The organism is Brevibacillus sp. SAFN-007a, from assembly GCF_051967035.1.
Taxonomy (GTDB): domain Bacteria; phylum Bacillota; class Bacilli; order Brevibacillales; family Brevibacillaceae; genus Brevibacillus.
Window position 1 is genome coordinate 114,928 of the sequence record NZ_JBQCKK010000012.1, and the last position, 16,019, is coordinate 130,946.

Genomic DNA, 16,019 nt, shown 5'->3' on the forward strand with positions numbered 1-16,019 from the left:
TGAAATGTGGATGTTGACGAATTTTGTCGAAACCAAGAATAAGTGTAAAATAGTCTCCGACTCCATGCAAGAGGGAAACTGGCGCAGCCAATCCCCCCCCTGCGAAGGCAAGTCCTCGTCCCGTTACGCTGAGGATGGAAGATGGTAGGAACCAAGAAGGAGGAAGCTTTATGTTGAAAGAGTTCAAAGAGTTTGCCTTAAAAGGAAATGTGCTGGATCTGGCCATCGGGGTTGTCATTGGTGGAGCCTTCGGAAAAATCGTAACTTCGCTGGTCAACGATATCCTTACCCCGCTCATCGGCCTGCTGTTGGGCAAGGTTGACTTTTCCAATTTGTTCATCACCCTGAGCGGCGGCGATTACAACACGCTTGCCGAAGCGAAAGCAGGCGGGGCTGCGACCCTGAACTACGGGCTTTTCCTGAATACGGTCATTGATTTTGTGATTATTGCCTTTTCCATCTTCCTTGTTGTCAAACAGCTGAACCGCTTCAAGCGCAAGCAAGCAGCGGAGAAAGCGCCGGAAACAACGAAGGAATGCCCGTACTGCATCACGGCCATTCCGATCAAGGCGACCCGCTGCCCGCATTGCACCTCCATGCTGGATGCGGACGGAGCGGTACTCGCCCACGAGTAGTCACCCGCTGTTTTTCTTTTTGCGCTTTCCCCGGTTTTTGTACTGAGCATGCAGCCGCTTGATAGTGCGGAAGTACGTTTTGTCCTGGAGCTTCGCAAACAGGGCGTGAGAAGGGAAGTCGTAGTTGACCTCGATGATCGAGAGCTGGCCCGCTTTGTCGATGGCGAAATCAACCCCGATTTGCGCGCTGTGGCGGTATTTGTTGAAATGGGCGCAGACGCGGTGGCTGACGCGGATCAACCGGGAGACGACCGCCTTGATTTGTTCCGGCGCGACGGCCCCCGACCTGGACAAGGCGTGAGGGACGGTGACGGCGTAGCCGCCACCGCGGGCGACGTTCGTGATGACGCTGTCAGACCCGGCTACTTTTGCCAGCATCCCGGCATATTGCCATTTCCCGAGGCCGTTGCGCATCATCATGACGCGAATGTCGAACGGGCGGCCGTTCAGTTCGGCCAGATTCAGTCCTTTTTGAATGATGTAGCTTTTTTCCGTACACAGGCGGGCCAGCTGCTGCTTCAGCTCCGTGAGCGAGGCGACGCGGACAGGCTCGCCGCGCTCTTTTACATACTGGTAGCCGTCCGCCGTTTGCAAGACGCGGATGATGCCTTTGCCCATGTGGGTTCGCGTCGGCTTGACGTAGACGGTCGTGTACTTCGCAAGATAAGGTTCCAACAGAGCGGGCCGGTACAAGTCTGTGGGGGGCAAATACGGCCGAATGTGCGGGCTTTTGGAAAAAAACTGATGAAGGCGCCATTTGGAGGAGGAGATCAAGTTAGACACCTCGCCTTTTTGCAAAGATCAAAGTTCCATTCTTGCTAACATATACAGCAAAATGGAAAAAAGTGAGCAGGAGTTGGGCAATTGCGGGGAAAATATGTTCTAAGAAAAGCAAATGCGAACGGAAACGGAGAACGAGATGAGACGATACCAACCAGTCCAGCCGCCGATCTTGCAAGGGACGGGCTCCGACGACCAGTACAGCTATCGCGAATACTTGCCCAGCAAAAGCCTGGCGAATTACGTGGCCTGCTATTGGACTTCGCAGTTCCACGGCCACGGGCAGAGCATGCCGCTTTTGCACAGAGTCATCCCGGACGGCTGCGTCGACATCATTTTCGATCTGGGAGCGAGATCGTTCGGGCGCGGCGCGTTTGTCACCGGACTGATGACCGCCTATGAACTCATGCCGCTGGTAGAGCCGCAGGCGATGTTCGGCATCCGTTTTTTCGTGGAGGAGGCCGACCGTTTTTTCCGCTTTCCGGTGGCGGAGGTCAGCGCTGCGCACGTTTTGCTGGAGGACCTCTGGGGGAGCGAGGCGCTGTGGGCGATGGAAGGAATGCTGGACGCGGCGGACACGGCCCAGCGGATTGCCTGGGCGGAGCGGCTGCTGATGCAGAGCCTGAACCGCGACGGGATGCGGCAAAATGCGCTCTTGTTGACCAGCATGCAGCATATGTACGAGCATCAGGGGAATCTGTCGGTTGCGGCGCTGGCGGAAAAAGTGTGCTACAGCGAACGAAATGTGAGCCGGATGTTCCAGCAGGCACTCGGCATCGGGCCGAAGGAGCTGTCCCGCATTATCCAGTTTCAGAGCTTGCTGCAACTGCTCGCCAAAGGGCAGGCTTCTTCCTTTGCAGACGCGGCCGTACAATGCGGCTACTACGACCAGTCGCACGTCATCAAAAGCTTTCGCGCCTACTACGGTGAGACGCCGGGCGGAATTTTCGCCGTGCGCGGAGCGCGGGCGCAGCCGGGTGAAGTTGTCCGTTTTTTACAAGCAACTGAATAGGCTTGTCTGCTATTGTTGGGAAAGAACCTCGCTCGCGCATGCAGCGACATGGCGGGAACTACTTCGAAAACGCAGGAGGAAAGCAAATGGGAATCAAGCTGGATATGGTAGGACTGGTCGTGCAGGACATGAAAAAGGCGCTGGACTTTTACCGCGTGCTCGGGTTTGCGATCCCGGAGCAGGCGAACGAAGAGCAGCACGTGGAAGTCGCACAGGATGGCGTGCGCCTGGCTTTTGACACGGTGGAGATCGCCAAAAGCGTGTACGGCGGATGGGAGCCGGCGAGCGGACACAGAATCGAGCTGGCCTTTTTATGCGACGATGCCGCAGCCCTGGATGCGTTGTATGCCAAAATCGTCGAGCATGGCTACGAAAGCCACCGCGAGCCGTGGGATGCCGTCTGGGGCCAGCGCTATGCGATTGTCAAAGACCCGGATGGCAACCTGATTAGCCTGTTTGCCTAAAGGCACGGTGGCAAAAAAAACGAATGCAAGCCGACTCTCTTCGGACAAGAGGATCGGCTTGTTTTCGTTTTCGCGGGCATGATTCTTTTCAAGCCTGGTTGCTTCGTCCATAATAAGCTTGTTAACCGATCGGCAAAACAGGACAGGCAACAGCGATAGCGCGAGGAAGGGAGGCGGGCGTTTTTTGCAAAAGATGGCGGTACTCTTGACCGTATTCACACTGATTCTCTCCTGGCCGCAGGCTGCGCCCGCAGAAGCGCAGGCCCAGGAGGAGCGCATCCTGCGCGTCGGCTTCGACAAAAGGCTGCCTCCCTTGTCTTACGTGGACAAAAACGGGGAAGCGGCAGGCTTTGACATCGAGCTGATCCGCAGCATGGACTCGCTGCGCGGCTATCAGATCGAGTACGTTCCGCTAGAGTGGGAGGAGACGGTCACCTGGCTGACGGAAGGCAAGCTGGACCTGGTGGTCGGGATGAAATATACGGGCACGCGCGATGCGTTGTTTGATTTCAGCGATTCGTATTTGACGGCGGCGGACGCGCTGGTCGTGCCAAAAGCCATCCGGGATATTTCCGCGCTTAACGATTTGCGGGGAAAAGTCGTGGCGATTCAGCAAGACGACGCAGCCATTTCGCAGTTGGAGAACATTCGGGGCGGCAAGCGGCTGGTCGCCTTCAGCCAGCCGGACGCCTTGGACATGCTCTTTTTGGACCGGGCGGACGTGTTTTTGGGCAACCGCTGGACAGCCGAATACGTGCTTGCGGGAACGGGCAGGCAGCAGGAGTATCGGATTCGCACCGGGCTGATTCCGCCGTCCGACTATGCGTTTGCCGTCCGCGAAGGCAATTATGAGCTGGTCAACAAGCTCAACGAGGGCTTGGCCCAGCTGCACCAGAGCGGGATGTACGAGCAGCTTTACTCGCGGTATCTGGAGCCGTACAGCGCGATTGCGATCGACTGGTGGCGCAAGCTCGTGTACGGGCTCTTGATCGTGATGGGGATGGTCGTCATCGTGTTGGCGGGAAGCTTTTTCTGGAACAACCGCCTGCAAAAAGCGGTCCGGAGGCAAACGGCCGCGCTGGCGGACAGCTTCGCTTTTCAGACGACCGTGTTAAACAGCGTCGACAACGGGATCGTGTCGTTTGATCGCGAAGGAAGGATTACGCTCATCAACCACGCGGCACAAAAATTGCTAGGACAAGGGGAAAAGGCCGCCCAGCCATCCGTATGGGACTGTCTGCCGCAACTGCCGATCCGCCAGGCGCTTTACATGGGGGCCGGGCACATGCTCGAAGGCGAGCTGCATCTCGGGGACGGAACGGGCCGGATTGTGCATTACTACCTCGCCGCCTTGACCAACGGAGCGGGCCAGCAGGTGGGCGGCATTCTGTGCTTGCAGGACCGGACCGAGCAAAAGCATTTGCAGGCGCGGCTGATCGCCCAGGAAAAAATGCGGGCGCTGGGCGAGCTGGTCGCAGGCATCGCCCACGAAATCCGCAATCCGCTCACGGCGATCAAGACGTTTGTCGAGCTTTTGCCGAAGAAGCTGAACGACGAGCGCTTTCGCAGAGAGCTGGTGGAGCACGTGCCGGAAGAAGTGGCGAGGATGAACCGGATCATTGAAGATTTGCTCGACTACTCGCGGGAAAAGCCGATGCAGCAAAAACGGGAAAACTTGCGGGAGCTGGTGCAGTCTGTACTCGGACTTTTTGCCAAGCGGATCGAAAATGAACGGATCCGGGTCACAGTCGAGCCTACTCTCGATGTGGACGTGTTCGTCGACCGCGACCGCGTCAAGCAGGTGCTGATAAACTTGCTGCTCAACGCCATTGAGGCGATGGTCTACTCGGAGGACAAGCGCCTGACTTTTTCCGTGCTGCCGTCAGAAGCGCACACGGTATGCCTGGCGATTGCCGATTCCGGTCGGGGCATCGGCGAGCAGGAGCGGCCCCATTTGTTCCAGCCGTTTTACACGACGAAAAGTCAAGGGATCGGGCTGGGCTTGTACCTCAGCCAGAAAATCATGCAGGAGCACGGGGGCGCCATTGACGTGCAGAGTACGACGGGGACAGGCACCACGTTTTTCCTGACATTTGCCCAAGGAGGGACAGGCCATGAACATCTTAATCATTGACGATGAACGGGCCATCTGTTCGTCGCTTTCCTTCGCCCTGGAAGACGAATACCGCGTGTTTACCGCTTCCGGGCCGGAGGAAAGCTTGCAGCTGCTGGAAGAGGAGCGGATCGACGGCATCCTGCTCGATCTGAATTTGCGCGGGGCGAGCGGCATGGAGCTGTTGCGGCAGATCAAGGAAAAAAAGCCCGACGTCGTCGTCATCATGATGACGGCCTACGGCTCCATCGAATCGTCCGTGGAGGCCATAAAGGCCGGAGCGTACCATTACTTGACCAAGCCGCTCAACCTGGAGGAAGTGAAGCTGTTGCTCGGCAAGGCGCTTGCGTTTCAGCAGCTTCATCAGCAGGTTCAGGTGCTGAGTCAGGCGGTTCGCCAGCAGGAGACGTATGCGGGCATGATCGGCAAGAGCAGTGCCATGCAAAAAGTTTTCCACTTGATCCAAAAGGTCAAGGGTATCGGCTCGAATGTGCTGATTACAGGCGAGAGCGGCACGGGAAAAGAGCTGGTCGCCCGCGCCATTCATTATCAGGGCGAGCGGCAAAAGGGCGCGTTTTCCGTCATCAACTGTGCGGCGATTCCGGAGCCGCTCTTGGAAAGCGAACTGTTCGGGCATGAAAAAGGGGCGTTTACCGGGGCGTATGCCAGGCAGCCAGGACTGTTTGAACGGTCGGACGGCGGCACGATTTTTCTCGATGAGATCGGCGAGATGCCGCTGGCTTTGCAAGCGAAAATCTTGCGGGTGATCCAGGAAAAGGTGGTGACCCCGATCGGCTCGCAGCAGCCGAAGGAAGTGGACGTGCGGATTATTTCCGCCACGAACCGCCATTTGCAGGAGGAAGTCGCCAAAGGGAATTTTCGCGAGGATTTGTACTACCGCCTGAATGTCATCCCGATTCATTTGCCGCCTTTGCGCGAGCGCAAGGAGGATGTGCCGCTGCTCGTGGAGCATTTTCTGGCGCTGTATTCGGCCAACATGGGCGTGCGCAAGAAAACGTTCAGCGCGGATGCCAAGCGGATGCTGTATCGCTATTCCTATCCTGGCAATGTGCGGGAGCTGTCCAACATGATCGAATATGCGGTCGCCCTCTCGGAAAACGAGGTCATTGAACCGCGCGACCTGCCGGAAGCGGTGCGCGAAAACAGCGGCGGGAGCGCAGCGGAAAAGCGGGAGGGCCGCGGCCTTTTTCTCCCGGAGGGCTTGACGCTTGCCGAAGCGGAGCGCTTGTACATTCTCTATACGCTGGAGAAAAACGGGGGCCATCGGCTGAACACGGCCAGGCAGCTCGGGATCAGCGAGCGGGGACTGCGCGACAAGCTGAAGCAATATGGGCGAGGCGCACAATGAGAGCCGTCCGCGCATGGCTTATCGTGGCTGTCGTCGCCATCGGCTTCGCGATAGCGGCAGGAGGCTGCCAGCGGGAGCCGGAATGGGCCCCGCCCGATTCAGGCGACGAGCAGCCGTTTTTGACGATTGCGACAGGGGGAGCTTCCGGCCCCTACGACCTCATCGGGGGAGCATTGGCTAAGGTGTACCATCACCAGCTCGGCTACAAGACGGCGGTGCGCTCCTCGGACGGCTCCGTGGAAAACGTCCACCTGCTGGAGAGCGGCAAGGCGGATGTGGCTTTTTCCATGTCGGACGTCGCTTCGTTTGCGCTGGGCGGCCTGGAAGGCTTTCAGGCGAGCGGGCCTGCCAGGCATCTGAAGTCGATTGCCGGGCTGTACTTGAACTATGTGCAAATCGTCACACTCAAAGACAGGGACATTCATTCGGTGTACGACCTAAAAGGCAAGCGGGTAGGCGTCGGCGCGCCGAACAGTGGGGTAGAGGTCAACGCCCGGATGATCTTGAACGAGCACGGCATCACGTACAACGATATCTGGCCCGAGTACCTTTCCTATGCAGAGGCGATTGAGCAATTGAAAAACAACGCGATTGACGCCGCCTTTGTCACCTCCGGCTTGCCCAATTCGGCGGTATTGGACCTGCAAGCCACCCATGACGTGGCGATCGTGCCGATTTTGCCCGAAGCCATCGAGAAGCTGACGAAGCGCTTTGCCTTTTTTGAAAAAGCCCAGCTTCCTCCGGGCCTCTACGGAAACGACAAGGCCGTCCCGACGGTCGCGATTCGCAACATCTTGCTCGTCCGCTCGGGCTTGGGCGATGAACAGGTGTACCGGCTGACGAAAACGTTTTTTGAAAACCTCGACGCCCTGCAAGCCGCCCACGAAGCCGCCAAGCAAATCCACAGGCAGACGGCGGGCAAGGAGCTGGTCGTGCCGCTCCATCCGGGCGCTGCCAAATACTACGCCGAGCTGGCGCGGCCCCAGGGACAAACGCCGTAGAGAAACGCCATAGAGGAAAAAAGGACGCAAGTAACGATCGACCCGGCAATAAATTCCGCATCGTACGGAGTTTTTTGCCGGGTTTTTGCGTGGGGAGGACGGAGAGAGCGGGCGTTTGCTTACAAGACTGTCTTCGCGAAACATTCTGGCACGTCGAAAAATTCGATAGAAACGATCTCTTCGCCCCCAGTTGCCTGTCCCGGCAGGCAGCGCGGAAGAAGCTTGGCACGCAACTTGCTTTACTAAAAGGGCGATTGCGTTTTGAAACCGATTACATTCCGCTTTCGGGGGGATAGGACGGTTTCTGGCTAGAATCAACAACAAGGAGGAAGAACAGTGAATCAAGCACACGATCGCGCCCATTCGCGACGCATCACGGGAAACATCTTCAAAGGTTCGATCGGCAATCTGATCGAATGGTATGACTGGTATGTCTACTCTGCGTTTGCCGTGTACTTTTCATCGGAGTTTTTTCCGCAGGGAGACCCGACCAGCCAACTGCTCAACACCGCGGCCATCTTCGCCATCGGCTTTTTGATGCGCCCGATCGGAAGCTTGCTGATGGGCCGCTACGCCGACCGTCACGGCAGGCGGGCAGCGCTGACGCTTTCGATCACGGTCATGGCCAGCGGGTCCCTGATTATTGCCTTGACGCCAGGCTACAGCACGATTGGCATTTATGCCCCGATTATTCTCGTTCTCGCGCGTCTGCTGCAAGGCTTGTCCCTGGGAGGAGAATACGGCACTTCCGCCACGTATTTGTCCGAGATGGCGAGCAGCGGCCGCCGCGGCTTCTACTCCAGCTTCCAGTATGTGACACTGATTGCCGGACAGCTGTTGGCCCTCGGGGTACAGATCGTCCTTCAACAAATTCTCAGCGAAGCCGACATGCACGCATGGGGCTGGCGCATTCCGTTCGTCATCGGCGCATTGGGCGCTTTGGCTGTTCTCTGGCTGCGCCGCTCGATGGACGAATCGGAGCAATTCTCGAACATGGAGAAGAAGAGCCGCGAGAGCGCAGGAACCTTGCGCGCTTTGATGCAGCATCCGAAAGCAGTGCTGACCGTTGTCGGACTTACGCTCGGCGGAACGATTGCCTTCAACACGTACACGACGTATTTGCAAAAATTCATGGTCAACACCGTAGGACTGCCGAAAGAGACCGTGAGCTGGATCAACTTTACGGCCCTGTTGGTATTCGTCGTCCTTCAGCCGATTGCGGGTTTGCTCTCTGACCGGATCGGCCGCCGTCCGCTTTTGATGACGTTCGGGATTGCGGGAACGCTGTTTACCGTTCCGATGTTCCTTTTGATGGAGCAGACGAAAAGCCCGATGGCAGCCTTCCTGTTGATGCTGACAGGTCTAATCATCGTCACAGGCTACACCTCGATCAATGCGATTGTCAAAGCGGAGCTGTTCCCGACGGAAATTCGCGCGCTCGGCGTAGGCTTCCCGTATGCGATCACCGTTGCCGTATTCGGGGGAACCGCAGAGTTCATCGCGCTCGGGCTGAAAAACATCGGCTCCGAATCGCTGTTCTACTACTATGTCGCCGGCTGTATTGCGATCAGCTTGATTACGTACTGGCGCATGGGCGAGACATCCAAGGAGTCTCGCATCGAAGCGGAGCTTGCTCCTGACCGTGATGATAACAAGAACGCAAGCTAGGCGCGAAACCATCGCGATTGGGCCAGCCGTGCGGCCACAAAAAAAGACGCCTTTGTGCGTCTTTTTTTGTGCCGACAGGCAGCGGGCGAATGACCGCCGCCTCCCGTCAAAAGTCGATTTTGAAGTTCAAAAAGCCTGCCTTGCGCAGCGCTTCATAAATGATGACGAGCGCAGGGCCGAGAATCAGCCCGAAAAATCCCATCACCTGAAAGCCGAGGAAAAGGCTGACCAATGCGGCGAGAGCGCTGATGCCCAGATTGGAAGCAAGCACTTTCGGCTCCACGATCCGGCGGACGACCGTGATGACGAGGAACAGAATGAGAAGTCCGATGGCCAGGCGAGCATTTCCTGTCAAAAAGTTGTAGACCGCCCACGGAACGAGAAAAGAGCCTGTGCCCAAAATCGGCAAAATGTCTACGAGTACGATCAGCAGGGCGACGACTGCCGCATACTTGACCTGCAAAAGAAGCAGCCCCGTAAAGGAGAGCAAGAACGTCATCATGCTGAGAATGATCTGCGCCCGCAAAAATCCGACCGTCGCCCGGTTCAACTGGGAGAGCACGACTTGGACCTTTTCCCTGGCAGATACTGTGAACATCCGCATGAAGCCAGCCCGCAGTTTCGGCAGGTCGAGGCTGATGAGAAACAGGGCAACCAGGTAAATGATCGTGCTGATGAGGAAGCCCGGGATGATGGCCGCTGCGCCCAGAATCGCTCGCGCGACGCTTGAAGCGCTGGTGATGGCCCAGGTTTTCAATCCGGCAAAAACGCTCTGGATCTGGATGAACGTCTCGGCAGGCAAGGTGGCGGAGTACGTTTCCCAACTCAGCAAATACGACTCCACCAGTTCAAACAAGTGCTGGGAAAAGCCTGGCAGCCGCTGTGCCAAATCAATGCCCTGGATGACGATCTGGGTCGTGATCCAGTAGAGCAGAAGACCAAACGTAACGAGAAAGAGCAAAAATGACACAATGACGGCGCTCATCCGATTCATTTTGACCTTGCTGATGAGAAACAGGACAAGCGGCTCTAGCAAAATCGCGGTCAAAAGCGCGAGCAAAAACGGGACAGCGTAAGGCAAGAGAAACAGGGCGAGGGCGATCAGCACGCCCAGGAGCAGGATTTTCCGAATTGTCATGAAAGTACCCCATTCTATTTAGGCGTCCGCAAAAGAAAGATAGGCTTATTTTATCATTTTTCCCGAAGGCAACACAATGCGCCCGCTCATTTCCATGAAAAGGGGAACATTTGTCAAAAAATAAAAAGAACTAAAAAGAATAGAAAAAAGGGGAGTAGCCAAAAAATCATGGTATGATTCTGATCTGTATAACACTTCATTTCAAGTGAGTGTGTATATAGAGCAACCAAAAAAATTCCATACTTTACTAGCGAGGTGTCAGAATGAAGCGGTTTGGGTTAGCTATTCAAATTGTCATCGGACTCATTCTGGGTATCCTGGTGGGTGCTATTTTTTACGGCAATCCAGCAGTGGCTACCTATTTACAGCCTATTGGCGATGTATTTCTCCGCTTGATTAAGATGATTGTCGTTCCGATCGTCATTGCCACTCTGATTGTCGGGGTAGCAGGCGTCGGCGACATGAAAAAGCTCGGAAAAATCGGCGGAAAGACGATCCTCTATTTTGAAATCGTTACCACGATTGCCATCGTCGTTGGTCTTTTGGCCGCCAACCTGTTCAAGCCGGGTGTAGGCGTGGATATGTCCCATCTGACGAAAACGGATATCCACACGTATGTTGAGACGGCGGAAACGGCGCAAAGTCACAGCATGGTTGACACATTCGTCAATATTGTTCCGAAAAACGTGTTTGATGCCATTGTCCGTGGCGACATGCTGGCGATTATTTTCTTCTCCGTTCTGTTCGGACTGGGAGTGGCAGCAGCCGGCGAAAAAGGAAAACCCGTGCTTGCCTTCTTCCAGGGTGTGGCAGACGCCATGTTCTGGGTCGTGAACACGATCATGCGCTTTGCTCCATTCGGTGTCTTCGCCCTGATTGGTGTTACCGTTTCCAAATTCGGTCTGTCTTCGCTCGTTCCACTGGGTAAACTGGTCATTCTGGTTCACGTGGCAATGCTGTTCTTCATCTTCATCGTACTGGGCGTCATCGCGCGCATGAGCGGAGTCAAGATCACGAGCATTCTGCGTATTTTGAAGGACGAGCTGCTCCTGGCCTACTCCACGTCCAGTTCTGAGACGGTACTGCCGAAGATCATGGAAAAAATGGAGAAAATGGGCTGTCCGAAGGCGATTACTTCCTTTGTCATTCCGACAGGGTATTCCTTCAACCTGGATGGTTCTACGCTGTATCAGGCTCTGGCTGCCCTGTTCATCGCGCAAATGTACGGGATTGACATGCCGATTAGCGCCCAAATTACTTTGATGCTCGTACTCATGGTAACATCCAAAGGAATTGCGGGCGTGCCGGGCGTATCGTTCGTCGTATTGCTCGCCACACTCGGCTCCGTAGGCATCCCGTTGGAAGGACTCGCCTTCATCGCTGGTGTCGACCGTCTGATGGATATGGCCCGCACCGTAGTGAACGTAGTGGGCAACGCTTTGGCAGCGATTGTGATTTCTCGCTGGGAAGGTCAGTTTGACCAAAGAAAAGCCGAGCAGTATGTTCGTGAAGTGAAAGCCCAAGCAACCGCGGCTTAACTTTACGGCTACGGCAAACGTTCTGAATCGAAAAGCTTCTTGTCAGGCTTTCAGCCGGCAAGAGGCTTTTTTTGATTGCGCTAATGTCTTCCCAACAGGTCGGAATTAAGCTAGACTAAAGTCACGAACGATTCTGACAAACAGAAGGGAGCCATCCTGCATGCAGACGATCGCACAGCCGCTGTCCCCCTTGAGCCTGAAGGAATGGGCGGTCGCCGTCAAAGCCCTCGGGGAAGGTGAGCAGATCATTACGATCCGCAAGGGCGGGCTATACGAGGAAACCAGAGAATTCCGATTGGAAAATAATTTGTTTTACCTGTATCCGACCTACGAGCACCAAAAGCGCGACATGGTAAAGCCCGCGTACCACCACTTGCTGGACGCGACGCTTGCAGGCTGGTCGAGTGAGCAAACGACCGTCGCCATCGAGTATTTTGCGGAAGTGACAGACGATGTGGAGCTGCTGGACGAAGCCAGGCTGCGTGCGCTGTCGCCGCATCACATCTGGACGGACAACTTCGCCGATGTGCGCCTCCACTGGAAGAAAAAGCAGCCGCTGCACATTTTGTTCATGCGCCTGTATCGGCTGGCCCAGCCGGCAGTCATTCCGATTGAAGCCGCGTACCAGGGCTGCAAATCGTGGCACAACCTGCTCGTGGAGTTGCCGAGAAGCGCATTTGCGCCTGTGCTGAGCAACGAGGAGTACGCAGAGAAAAAAGCCGCCGTCATGGCGATTTTGCAGGCATAAGAGCTTGGACGTCCGGTCAACAGAAGCCGACTGCTTCGGGTCACAAACCAGCGAGCGCCCACGCCTGGGTGGAGAGCAGGCAGAGCACGGGAAAAGTGCTGTTGAAGGTGCGCACGTAATCGACAAAAGGGAGACAAGGGGGCGATTTTTCCGTCTCCTTTCTTTTTTTGGCGCTGCGCCTTAGGCATGGCCAGAAAAAACAGCAGCGGATACAGCCGAGAGTGCCGTTACGATTACAGCTGCGGCTGCGGGAGCACTTTCCATGCACTTGCCCATACAGTTACGCCTGCAACCATGATTGACAATCCAAACTGTAAGAATTATGATTACAGTACTCTTGCGAAAGGGGCCGTCTCAGACGTGAATAGTGAGTTTACGATAGCTGTTCACAGCTTGGCCTTGTTGGCTCATTTACCGGGACATATGGCAAGCAGTGAGCTTATTGCACAAAATGTATGCACCCATCCCGCGAGAATTCGCAAAATCATGGGGATTCTGCGTAAAAACGGATTCGTGAAGACAAAAGAAGGAGTAGGGGGCGGTTATATGCTGGCCTGCGATCCCGGCGAGGTGACGTTGGCAGCGATTTACCGTTCGATGTCGACGGGAACGCTAAAGCCGCACTGGTGCTCGGGCGACCCGAAGGAAGCCTGCCTCGTGTCCGCCAATATGCACGGCGTCATGGATCAGATTTTTACGGAAGCGGAGTCTTCCTACACCAAATATTTGGAAGAGCTTACGATCCAGACGGTTCTGGACAAAGTTCGCCAGGGGCAGTGTCAGGTACAGGATCGCCAGTAAACGAAGCAGGCAACATTTTCAACTGGAAACTGTAACTTTTTTAACTACAATTTAAGGTGGTGCATGAAGATGGATCGGAATGCTATGCTGGAGAGTAGCGATTGGGTCATGGGCAAGACCAAGCACGGCGAATTGGTGCAGGGCTTTGTAGAAACCGTCGATTCCACGCGGGGCATTGCTCGCGTGTATGTCGTCAAGTGCGACAACGAAGAGGCGATCGGCAAACTCGTGACCATTCCGCTGCCATGGCTGGAGCGCATGTCGACAGGAACCGTTGCTGCCCCGCAGCAGCTGCATGACTTGATCGAGCTGGCCTTGGCGACCCGAGACAAAGAGTGGTTCATGGAGCTGACAGCGAAGATGCTGCGCAATCCGCATGCGGCGTCCGAAAGCCAGGACCGGAAGAGAAGAAGCGATTTTCCGCGTAACCGCCTGGGAACTTCGGCAATCGGGGAGCCATGATTTTTTTCATATAGAGGAGGAGTACCGATGATGTCGACCGTGAATCAAAGCAAGTGGTTTGAAAAAGGAATGAGCTTTGCCGAGTATCGCGCCAGCATGAGCGTCAACCAGGAGGAGCTGGGACGCGTCTACGAGCAGCTTACGTTCAGCGAGGACGATCTGGCGTTTTGGCAGGAGCTGTCCCGCCGCAACTGGAAAGGTGTCGTGCTGACAGCCGACTGGTGCGGGGATGCCGCCTTGTGCGTTCCGATCATCCAGCGTATCGCCGAGGAGAGCAACATCGAGCTGCGCTACCTCATCCGCGACGAAAACTTGGAGCTGATGGATCAGTATCTCACGAACGGCACGGCACGGGCCATTCCGATGTTCATTTTCCTCGATCAGGAGGGAGTGGAAGCCTGTGTATGGGGACCGCGCTCGCCGGAGGTACAGGAAATGATTACGACGGCCCGCGCGACGCTTCCGGCGGCAGATGCGCCTGATTTCGAAGAGAAGCAAAAGCAGCTGTACAAAAGCTTCAAGGAGAAGATTACGACTGATCCGGCAGTGTGGCGCACCGTGATTGAAAGCGTGAAGGCAAGGCTGCAAGCGTAAAGAGACAAAAAATGAAAATGGATAGGACTGGAGCTATGAGTATGAACACCTCTGGGAATAACGGGCGGCCGATTCTCTTTTTAATGATCAACATGTTTATTGCCATGTTGGGAATTGGCTTGATTATCCCGATCTTGCCCGAGTTTTTGAAGGAATTCGGGGCGGGCGGGAAAACAGCTGGTTACCTGGTGGCGGCATTTGGTTTGACGCAGTTTCTGTTCTCGCCCATCGCGGGAGAATGGTCGGATAAATACGGCCGCAAAATCATGATCGTATCCGGCCTGCTGCTGTTTACCATCTCCAATCTGGTTTTTGCTTTGGCAGAGCATACGTGGGTGCTGTACCTGTCCCGCTTGATCGGGGGAATCGGGGCAGCCTCCATGATTCCTTCCATGCTCGCGTACGTGGCGGACATCACAACCGAGGAGAAGCGGGGAAAAGGGCTGGGTCTGCTCGGCGCCGCCATGTCCCTCGGATTCGTGATCGGGCCGGGAATCGGCGGTTTTCTCGCAGAGCTTGGACTGCGGATGCCGTTTTATATTTCGGCGGCGGTTGGTGCTGTGGCGACAATCGGCTCTCTGTTGTTTCTGTCTGAATCGTTGCCAAAAGAAAAGCAGCTGGCAGCCCGCCAGTCGGAGCAGAAGAAAGAAAACATTTTTCTGCAGCTCGGCAAGTCGTTTCAGTCGTCGTATTTCATTATGCTGGTGCTGATTTTTACGATGACCTTCGGACTGGCGAACTTCGAAGTGATCTTTCCGCTGTTCGTTGACGCGAAGTTCGGGTACACGTCGCGCGATATATCCATCATCATCACGGTGGGGGCCCTGGCCGGAACGATCGTGCAGGCGCTCTTGATCGGGAAGCTGATTACCCGCTTTGGAGAAAAGAAGCTCATCAACTGGACGTTTTTCAGCTCGGCCGTGACGATGGTGCTGATGCTGCTGTCAGGAAATTTCTGGTATATGCTCATCCTGACGGTGCTGTTTTTTGCGCTGACGTCGATCATGCGCCCGGCGATCAATACGCTGATTTCCAAGCGAGCCGGGGATGAACAAGGCTTTGTGGCAGGGATGAACAACGCCTATATGAGTCTGGGCAATATTTTCGGCCCGGCCGTGGCGGGTACGCTGTACGGCGTGCATGTGAACGCACCGTACTTGTTTGGGGCGATCGTTCTCCTGCTCAGCCTGTTTTTGTCGCGCATGGAAAGCCGACGCAACTTGAAGCGGGTGGCGGCGTAAAAAAACGGGCTGCTTCCTCCCTTATGCGGAAGCGTCGCGACGCGGTGACAGTTTCAAAGCAGGAGGAGTGGCAGCGCGAGAGGAAATCTCGTCCTTTGGGGGGCGAGATTTTTTTGTTTTTTCGGGTACGGCCAGAGCTTTTGGAAACGGGAGGGGGCATCATGCTGAAACGCTTGTTGGTTTCAGGCTACAAGGCGCACGAGCTTGGCGTATTTGATGAAAAACATCCGGGGGTAGCCATTATTAAAAAAGCACTGAAACGGGAACTCGTGCGATGTCTGGAAGAAGGCTTGGAATGGGTCATCGTATCGGGGCAACTCGGGGTGGAACTGTGGGCAGCCGAAACGGTTCTGGAAGTAAAAAAAGAGGCTCCCCATCTTGATATGCTCCCTCCATAGTAGACAGGCAAAAGAAAGGTCTGTACTGTCTACTGTGGAGGGATTTTTTATGGGGAA

15 protein-coding genes and 1 pseudogene are annotated in these 16,019 nt (G+C 55.5%); 14 read left to right on the forward strand and 2 right to left on the reverse strand.

Annotation, left to right across the window (positions count from 1 at the left end; all coding sequences use genetic code 11):
- Positions 1-170: 170 nt before the first annotated feature.
- Entirely contained in the window at positions 171-635 is a 465-nt protein-coding gene (gene mscL, locus ACTHO6_RS14190; protein ID WP_440242318.1) for a large conductance mechanosensitive channel protein MscL, read from the forward strand.
- On the opposite strand, the gene ACTHO6_RS14195 is transcribed toward mscL, so the two are convergent.
- Positions 636-1,409, reverse strand: a complete 774-nt coding sequence (locus tag ACTHO6_RS14195; RefSeq protein WP_440242349.1) for a YheC/YheD family protein — start codon at positions 1,407-1,409, stop codon at positions 636-638.
- A 145-nt stretch (positions 1,410-1,554) separates the two neighbouring features.
- On the opposite strand from ACTHO6_RS14195, the gene ACTHO6_RS14200 reads away from it, so the two are divergent.
- The 6 genes from ACTHO6_RS14200 to ACTHO6_RS14225 all read left to right on the forward strand — a co-directional run bounded on the left by ACTHO6_RS14200 (position 1,555) and on the right by ACTHO6_RS14225 (position 9,042).
- A complete protein-coding gene (locus tag ACTHO6_RS14200) occupies positions 1,555-2,427 on the forward strand; it encodes a DUF6597 domain-containing transcriptional factor (protein WP_440242320.1) in 873 nt (290 codons plus the stop codon).
- Positions 2,428-2,513: 86 nt separating this feature from the next.
- On the forward strand, positions 2,514-2,891 hold the full coding sequence (locus ACTHO6_RS14205) for a VOC family protein (protein ID WP_007783671.1): 378 nt from the start codon (positions 2,514-2,516) through the stop codon (positions 2,889-2,891).
- Between the two features lie 193 nt (positions 2,892-3,084).
- Positions 3,085-5,025 (forward strand): transporter substrate-binding domain-containing protein, encoded by a 1,941-nt coding sequence (locus ACTHO6_RS14210; protein ID WP_440242352.1) that lies wholly within the window; start codon positions 3,085-3,087, stop codon positions 5,023-5,025.
- Positions 5,006-6,373, forward strand: a complete 1,368-nt coding sequence (locus ACTHO6_RS14215) for a sigma-54-dependent transcriptional regulator (RefSeq protein WP_440242323.1) — start codon at positions 5,006-5,008, stop codon at positions 6,371-6,373. Before ACTHO6_RS14210 ends, ACTHO6_RS14215 begins: the two co-directional genes overlap by 20 nt.
- Positions 6,370-7,374, forward strand: coding sequence for a TAXI family TRAP transporter solute-binding subunit (locus tag ACTHO6_RS14220; protein ID WP_440242325.1), 1,005 nt, complete (start codon positions 6,370-6,372; stop codon positions 7,372-7,374). Before ACTHO6_RS14215 ends, ACTHO6_RS14220 begins: the two co-directional genes overlap by 4 nt.
- Positions 7,375-7,710: 336 nt before the next feature.
- Positions 7,711-9,042 carry an MFS transporter gene (locus ACTHO6_RS14225; RefSeq protein ID WP_440242328.1) on the forward strand — a complete coding sequence of 444 codons (1,332 nt, stop codon included), beginning with the start codon at positions 7,711-7,713 and terminating at the stop codon, positions 9,040-9,042.
- A gap of 106 nt (positions 9,043-9,148) precedes the next feature.
- Here the strand turns inward: ACTHO6_RS14225 and ytvI are convergent, their stop codons facing one another.
- Entirely contained in the window at positions 9,149-10,180 is a 1,032-nt protein-coding gene (gene ytvI, locus ACTHO6_RS14230; RefSeq protein ID WP_440242330.1) for a sporulation integral membrane protein YtvI, read from the reverse strand.
- 263 nt (positions 10,181-10,443) lie between these two features.
- Between ytvI and ACTHO6_RS14235 the strand changes: the two genes are divergently transcribed.
- The 7 genes and pseudogenes from ACTHO6_RS14235 to ACTHO6_RS14265 all read left to right on the forward strand — a co-directional run.
- On the forward strand, positions 10,444-11,718 hold the full coding sequence (locus ACTHO6_RS14235) for a cation:dicarboxylate symporter family transporter (protein ID WP_440242332.1): 1,275 nt from the start codon (positions 10,444-10,446) through the stop codon (positions 11,716-11,718).
- A gap of 160 nt (positions 11,719-11,878) precedes the next feature.
- Entirely contained in the window at positions 11,879-12,466 is a 588-nt protein-coding gene (locus ACTHO6_RS14240; RefSeq protein WP_440242335.1) for a DUF1802 family protein, read from the forward strand.
- 360 nt (positions 12,467-12,826) lie between these two features.
- Positions 12,827-13,267 (forward strand): Rrf2 family transcriptional regulator, encoded by a 441-nt coding sequence (locus ACTHO6_RS14245; RefSeq protein WP_440242336.1) that lies wholly within the window; start codon positions 12,827-12,829, stop codon positions 13,265-13,267.
- A gap of 69 nt (positions 13,268-13,336) precedes the next feature.
- Entirely contained in the window at positions 13,337-13,729 is a 393-nt protein-coding gene (locus ACTHO6_RS14250) for an IDEAL domain-containing protein (protein WP_440242339.1), read from the forward strand.
- 30 nt (positions 13,730-13,759) lie between these two features.
- Entirely contained in the window at positions 13,760-14,323 is a 564-nt protein-coding gene (locus ACTHO6_RS14255) for a thioredoxin family protein (RefSeq protein ID WP_440242355.1), read from the forward strand.
- 41 nt (positions 14,324-14,364) lie between these two features.
- Positions 14,365-15,564, forward strand: a complete 1,200-nt coding sequence (locus ACTHO6_RS14260) for an MFS transporter (protein WP_440242342.1) — start codon at positions 14,365-14,367, stop codon at positions 15,562-15,564.
- 161 nt (positions 15,565-15,725) lie between these two features.
- Positions 15,726-15,950, forward strand: a pseudogene (locus tag ACTHO6_RS14265) (SLOG family protein); the annotation flags it as partial.
- Between the last annotated feature and the right edge of the window lie 69 nt (positions 15,951-16,019).